General features: G+C 69.9%; 5 protein-coding genes and 1 pseudogene. 5 read left to right on the top strand and 1 reads right to left on the bottom strand.

Features of this window, described 5'->3' with window-relative positions:
- From VFM98_RS20850 to VFM98_RS20870, 5 genes and pseudogenes are all read left to right on the top strand, one after another.
- Positions 1–310, top strand: a pseudogene (locus VFM98_RS20850) (efflux transporter periplasmic adaptor subunit); the annotation flags it as partial.
- Between the two features lie 45 nt (positions 311–355).
- Positions 356–3,541: an efflux RND transporter permease subunit gene (locus VFM98_RS20855; protein WP_325111811.1), complete on the top strand. Its 3,186-nt coding sequence runs from the start codon at positions 356–358 to the stop codon at positions 3,539–3,541.
- Positions 3,542–3,569: 28 nt separating this feature from the next.
- A complete protein-coding gene (locus tag VFM98_RS20860) occupies positions 3,570–4,259 on the top strand; it encodes a protein-L-isoaspartate O-methyltransferase (RefSeq protein ID WP_325111812.1) in 690 nt (229 codons plus the stop codon).
- A gap of 7 nt (positions 4,260–4,266) precedes the next feature.
- Positions 4,267–4,602: a rhodanese-like domain-containing protein gene (locus VFM98_RS20865; RefSeq protein ID WP_325111813.1), complete on the top strand. Its 336-nt coding sequence runs from the start codon at positions 4,267–4,269 to the stop codon at positions 4,600–4,602.
- 55 nt (positions 4,603–4,657) lie between these two features.
- The gene (locus VFM98_RS20870; RefSeq protein ID WP_325111814.1) at positions 4,658–5,998 is read left to right on the top strand and encodes a TolC family outer membrane protein; all 1,341 of its coding nucleotides are present in this window, start codon (positions 4,658–4,660) and stop codon (positions 5,996–5,998) included.
- Between the two features lie 148 nt (positions 5,999–6,146).
- On the opposite strand, the gene VFM98_RS20875 is transcribed toward VFM98_RS20870, so the two are convergent.
- Positions 6,147–6,584, bottom strand: a 438-nt coding sequence (locus tag VFM98_RS20875) for a 3-deoxy-D-manno-octulosonic acid transferase (RefSeq protein ID WP_414709060.1), incomplete at its 5' end; no start/stop codon positions are given.

Raw genomic sequence — 6,584 nt, forward strand, 5'->3', positions numbered from 1 at the left:
CACGCTGGCGCTGGAACGCACTTCGGCCCTCGCGGTGCCGCTGGATGCGGTGCGCACGGACAAGCCTGCGCCGTACGTGCAGGTGGTGGAAGAGGAGAAGGTGGCGCACAAGGCGGTGCAGCCGGGCGAGCGCGGCGAGGCGGACAAGGAGACCTGGGTCGCCGTCACGGGCGTGAAGGACGGCGCGGTGGTGATCCGCGGGCACGTGGGGGCGTTGCAGGAGGGGACGAAGGTGCGGTTCACTCAAGCATCCCCCTCACTCCAGCCCTCTCCCGCAAGCGGGAGAGGGAGCAAGGGCCCCAGCCTCTAGCCTCTCGCCTCCAACCGTTAGCTCCCCAGCCCAGCCCTCGGCCCTATGTGGTTCACCCGCGTCAGCCTGAAGAACCCCGTGTTCGCCACGATGGTGATGCTCGCCATCGTGGTGCTGGGCGTGTTCTCGTACCAGCGGCTGCACGTCGACCAGTTCCCCAACATCGACTTTCCGGTGGTGGTGGTCACGGCCGAATATCCCGGCGCCTCGCCCGAGGTGGTGGAAAGCGAGGTCAGCAAGAAGATCGAGGAGGCGGTGAATTCCATCGCCGGCATCAACGCCCTCACCTCGCGCAGCCTGCAGGGCCAGTCGGTGGTCGTCATCGAGTTCCAGCTCTACGTGGACGGCCGCAAGGCCGCCGAGGACGTGCGCGAGAAGATCGCCGCCATCCGCCCCACCTTCCGCGACGAGGTGAAGGAGCCGCGCGTGCTGCGCTTCGACCCGGCCAGCCGGCCGATCTGGTCGCTCGCCGTGCTGCCCGACGCGAGCCGCGGCGCCCGCCCGATGACGGCGGTGGAACTCACCAACTGGGCCGACCAGGTGCTCAAGAAGCGGCTGGAGAACGTGCGCGGCGTCGGCTCCGTCACGCTGGTGGGCGGCACCAAGCGCGAGATCAACCTCTACCTGCAGCCCGCCGCCATGGAGGCGCTGGGCATCACGGCCGACCAGGTGGCCGCCGCCGTGCGCAACGAGAACCAGGACCTGCCGGTCGGCGCGATCCGTTCGCAGGCGCAGGAGCGGGTGGTGCAGATCGACGCCCGCATGCAGCGACCGGAGGACTTCGGCAAGATCATCGTGACCCGCCGCGGCGGCGCGCCCGTGCGCGTCGACCAGGTCGCCCGCATCTCCGACGGCGCGCAGGAGATCGAGAGCCTGGCCCTCTTCAACGGCGAGCGCACGCTGGTGCTGCAGGTGCAGAAGGCACAGGACGAGAACACCATCCAGGTGATCGACGGCCTGCAGGCGACGCTGGCCGAGATGCGGGCGCAGCTGCCGCCCGGCCTGAAGCTGGAGCCGGTGACGGACGCCTCGCGGCCGATCCGCGTCTCGGTGCAGAACGTGCGCCAGACGCTGATCGAAGGCGCGCTCCTTACCGTGCTGATCGTGTTCCTGTTCCTCAACTCGTGGCGCTCCACGGTGATCACGGGCCTCACGCTGCCGATCGCCCTGATCGGCACCTTCCTGTTCATGTACGCGTTCGGCTTCTCGATCAACATGGTCACGCTGATGGCGCTGTCGCTGTGCGTGGGCCTGCTGATCGACGACGCGATCGTGGTGCGCGAGAACATCGTGCGCCACGTGCAGATGGGCAAGGGCCCCTACCAGGCGGCCCTGGACGGCACGCAGGAGATCGGCCTCGCCGTGCTGGCCACCACCTTCTCCATCGTCGCCGTGTTCCTTCCGATCGGCTTCATGGGCGGCATCATCGGCAAGTTCTTCCACGAGTTCGGCGTGACGATCGTGGCCGCGGTGCTGATCTCGATGTTCGTCAGCTTCACGCTCGACCCGATGCTCTCCTCCGTGTGGCACGACCCGGAGATCGCCGCGCACGGCCAGCGGCGCGAGCGCCGCAGCTTCTACGACCGCACCTTCGGCCGCGTGACGGGCCTGTTCGAGACCGCCACCGAGCGCCTGGCGCAGGCCTACCAGGCGATCCTGCGCTGGTCGCTCGCGCACAAGCTCACGACATTGCTCGGGGCGGTGGCGATCTTCGTCACCAGCGTCTTCATGGTGCCGCTGCTCGGCACCGAGTTCGTGCCCAAGGCCGACTTCTCGGAAACGAGCCTCAACTTCTACACGCCGGTCGGCTCCTCGCTCGAACTCACCGAGGCCAAGTCGCGCCAGGTGGAGAGCATCATCCGCGAGTTCCCGGAGGTGCGCTACACGCTCACCACCATCAACACGGGCAACGCCGGCAAGATCTACGCCTCGGTGTACGTGCGGCTGGTGGACCGCAAGCAGCGCAGCCGCAGCGTCGACCAGATGGCGGCCGTGCTGCGCGCGCGCCTGCAGCAGGTGCCCGGCATCACCGTCACCCACGCCGGCCTGCTGGACGCCGTGGGCGGCAACAAGCAGATCGAGTTCTCGCTCATGGGCCCCGACCTGCAGGAGCTGGAGCGGCTGTCCACGCTGGTGACGCAGCGCATCCGCGACGTGCCCGGCCTGGTGGACCTGGACTCCAGCGTCAAGCCGGACAAGCCCACCGTCGCCATCGACGTGCGGCGCGACGCCGCCAGCGACCTGGGCCTCTCGGTGGCGCAGATCGCCGGCGCGCTGCGCACCCTGGTGGCCGGCCAGACGGTGGGCAACTGGCGCGCGCCGGACGACCAGACCTACGACGTGAACGTGCGCCTCGCGCCCGAGGCGCGCACGGCGCCGCAAGACCTGGAGCGCCTGCCCTTCGCCACCGGCAGCAACGCCGACGGCAGCGCGCGCATCGTGCGCCTGAACCAGGTGGCGACCGTGCGCGAAGGCACCGGCCCCAACCAGATCAACCGGCGCGACCTGATGCGCGAGGTGGCGATCAACGGCAACGCCTACGGCCGCTCCGCCGGCGAGATCTCGGAGGAGATCCGCCAGCGCCTGGACGCCATCGCCCTGCCCCCCGGCTACAAGTGGCAGTTCGGCGGCTCCACCAAGAACATGAAGGAGTCCTTCGGCTACGCCGTCTCCGCGCTGGCGATGGCGGTGATCTTCATCTACATGATCCTGGCCAGCCAGTTCCGCAGCTTCCTGCAGCCGCTGGCGCTCATGACCTCGCTGCCGCTGACGCTGATCGGCGTGGTGCTGGCGCTGCTCACCTTCCGCTCCACGCTGTCGATCTTCTCGGTGATCGGCATCGTGATGCTGATGGGGCTGGTGACCAAGAACGCCATCCTGCTGGTGGATTTCGCGATCCGGCTGCGCGAGCAGGGCGTGGCGCGCAGCGAGGCGCTGCTGCAGGCCGCCCGCGTGCGGCTGCGCCCGATCCTGATGACGACGCTGGCGATGGTGTTCGGCATGGTGCCGCTCGCCTTCGCGCTCACCGAAGGCGCGGAGCAGCGCGCGCCCATGGGCCAGGCCGTGATCGGCGGGGTGATCACCTCCTCGCTGCTGACGCTGGTGGTGGTGCCGGTCGTCTACTGCTATCTGGATGACCTGGCTCAATGGTTGCGCCGCCCGCGGCGTCGCCACGCAACGGGTGCCGGGGCCGCCGCCGTGCCGGCTTCTAAAATGGGTGGTTTGTCCTGACCGCCAGACGAGAGGAAGAGGAAACGCCATGACCGCGCCCGTCGACATCGAACGTGCCCGCTTCAACATGATCGAGCAGCAGATCCGCCCCTGGGACGTGCTGGACCTCGATGTCCTGGGCCTGCTGAACGAAGTGAAGCGCGAGGAATTCGTGCCGCCGGCGCACAAGGCGCTGGCCTTCGTCGACATGGAGATCCCGCTGCTGCCCGACACCGACGAAGCCCTGAAGAACGGCCACTGCATGCTGCCGCCCAAGGTGGAGGCCCGCCTGCTGCAGGACCTGGCGCCCAAGGCGCACGAGAAGGTGCTGGAAGTCGGCGCCGGCTCCGGCTACATGGCCGCCCTGCTGGCCAGCCGCGCCCAGCGCGTGATCACGCTGGAGCTGCACCCCGAGCTGGCCCGCATGGCGCGCGAGAACCTGCAGCAGGCCGGCATCCGCAACGTGGAAGTGCGCGAGGCGGACGGCTCCAAGGGCCTGGCCGCCGAAGGCCCGTTCGACGCCATCCTGCTGTCCGGGTCGGTGCACGAGGTGCCGCAGGCGCTGCTGCAGCAGCTCAAGGTCGGCGGCCGGCTGGCGGCCATCGTGGGCGACCTGCCCGTGATGCGCGCCACCTTCGTCACCCGCACCGGCGAAGCCGGCTGGGAGACCCGCCAGCCCTGGGACATCGCCGCCCCGCGCCTGGCCGGCTTCCCCGAGGCCTCGCGCTTCCACTTCTGACCGCCGGATGATCGAGCAGGTCCGCCCCGCCGACTGGGACGACTGGGTGCAGGCGCAGGCCGCGCGGCCGCTGGTCCTCGACGTGCGCCAGCCGTGGGAAGTGCACACGGCCAGCGTGCAGCCGCAGGAGTTCGACCTGCTGGCGATCCCCATGAACGAGATCCCGGCGCGGCTGGCGGAATTGCCGCCCGGCCGGCCGATCGCCTGCCTGTGCCACCACGGCGCGCGCAGCCAGCGCGTGGCGCTGTTCCTGCAGCACCAGGGCTACGCGGCCGTGGCGAATATCGCGGGCGGCATCGACGCCTGGTCGCGCGAGCGCGATCCTTCGGTCCCTCTTTACTGAGGTGTGTTACAAGGCGTTGCATCGACGAGGGCATGACTTGGGAAAAGGACGGAGCATGAATCTGTGGCGGCTGCTGCCCGTGACGGCGGCGATCGGGCTCGCGCTGGCGGGCACCGCGCGGGCGGAGGGACTGCTGGAGCTGTACGAGGCGGCGCGCGCCTACGACGCCTCCTGGCAATCGGCCAAGGCGCAGTACGACGCCAACATCGCCCGGGCCGAACAGGCCCGCGCCGGCATCCTGCCGCAGGCGGCGCTGTCGGCGGGGGTGACGCGCAGCCTGCTGGAAACCAACGTCAGCGGCGCGCCCACCAATCCCGCGGTCGACCGCGGCTTCACCACCCAGCAGGCGACGCTGAGCGCCTCGCAGCCGCTGTACCGGCCGGCCAACCTCGCCACCTACCGCCAGGGCCAGCGCCAGCTGGAGCTGGCCGAATACCAGCTCACGGCCGCCAGCCAGGACCTGATGATCCGCGTCAGCCAGGCCTATTTCGACGTTCTGGCGGCGCAGGACACGCTGGCCTTCGTGCAGGCGCAGAAGGCCGCCACGGCGGAACAGCTCGCCTCGGCCAAGCGCAACTTCGAGGTCGGCACTTCCACCATCACCGACACGCGCGAGGCCCAGGCCCGCTACGACCTGGTGCTGGCGCAGGAGATCGCCGCCGAGAACGACCTGCGGGTGAAGAAGCTGGCCCTCGACACGCTGGTGGGCCGCAGCGACGTGGATCCGAGCCCGCTCGCCACGCCGCTGGACGTGCCGGCGCCGCAGCCGGCCAACCCCCAGGCGTGGGTCTCCGCCTCCGAGGAGGCGAGCCCGGCGATCCTGCAGGCGCGCAAGGCGGTGGAGATCGCCGAACTCGAGACCGAGAAGGCCAAGGCCGGCAAGAAGCCGACGGTGGACCTCACCACCAGCTACGGCCTGACGCGCAACGCCGGCGGCAGTTCGACGCTGGCGCAGGATTCGCGCAGCAACAACGGCAACATCGGCGTGGCCTTGCAGTGGCCGCTGTTCACCGGCTTCGCGGTGGAGAACCGCATCCGCGAGACGCTGTCGCTGGAGGACAAGGCCCGTGCCGACCTGGAGGCCACGCGCCGCCAGGTGGCGCAGGCGGTGCGCACCGCCTACTTCGGCGTGGTGTCGGGGCAGAACCAGGTGCGCGCGCTGGAGTCCGCCGAGGCCTCGAGCCAGAGCGCGCTGGACGCGAACCGCCTCGGCTACCAGGTCGGCGTGCGGATCAACATCGACGTGCTGAACGCGCAAAGCCAGTTGTTCCAGACCAAGCGCGACCTGGCGCAGGCGCGCTACAACGTGCTGCTGGGGCACCTGCGCCTGCGGCAGGCGAACGGCACGCTGCAGGCGGAGGACTTGGCGCGCCTGAATACGCTGATGGCGCGCTGAGAGCATCGAAAAGGCGGACAGCCGGACGCAGAGGGCGCAAAGGGTACGCAGAAGACGCAAAAGAACAGCCCGTCGAAAGCTGCCTTCTTTTGCGTCCTTTGCGTACCCTTTGCGTCCTCTGCGTCCTGACTTTGGTATTCACGTAGCTCTACGAGGGCAGCAGCTTCAGCACCGCGGCCGCGGTCTTCGCGGCCGCGCCGCGGTGCGCGGCGGCGAAAGCCTCGCTGGCTTCCACCGCCCGCACCCGCGCCTGGCGGTCGCGCACCAGGTCCACCGCGGTCCGCACGCCCTCTTCCATGTTCGCCACCCGCAGCGCGGCGCCGGCCTGCTGCGCGAGTTCCGCCGCCTCGCTGAAGTTGAAGGTGTGCGGCCCCATCACCACCGGGCAGCCGCAGGCCGCCGCCTCGATCAGGTTCTGCCCCCCGAGCGGCGCGAAGCTGCCCCCGAGCAGCGCCGCATCGGCCAGCGCGTAGTACATCGGCATCTCGCCCAGCGAGTCGCCGACCCACACCTGCGCCGGCGCCGGCGCGTCGTCCCAGGCGCTGCGGCGCGAGACGGTGAAGCCGGCGCGCACCGCCAGCGCCGC

The sequence above is a fragment of the Ramlibacter sp. genome (assembly GCF_035706265.1).
In the GTDB taxonomy this organism is placed as follows: domain Bacteria; phylum Pseudomonadota; class Gammaproteobacteria; order Burkholderiales; family Burkholderiaceae_C; genus Ramlibacter.